At 66.2% G+C, this 240-nt stretch carries 1 pseudogene; it reads left to right on the top strand.

Going from position 1 to position 240, the window contains the following annotated elements:
• Positions 1 to 240, top strand: a pseudogene (locus ACLBX9_RS03225) (flagellin); the annotation flags it as partial.

Genomic DNA, 240 nt, shown 5'->3' with positions numbered 1-240 from the left:
CTCCAACGGCATCCAGTCGATCCAGGCGGCCAACCAGGGCATCACCTCGATCCAGAAGCTCGTCGATCAGGCCAAGTCGATCGCCAACCAAGCGCTCTCGACCCAGCTCTCCACCACCGGCACCGCCGCCAACGCCTACAGCGCCAGCAACTCCAGCGCCTCCGTGCTGCTGACCATCAACGGCACCTCGGTGTCGGCCAACATCACCGCCTCGTCGAGCATCTCGGCCACCGTCGCGGC

The organism is Methylobacterium sp. A49B, from assembly GCF_053346215.1.
This window is presented reverse-complemented; position numbering and strand designations above follow the sequence as displayed.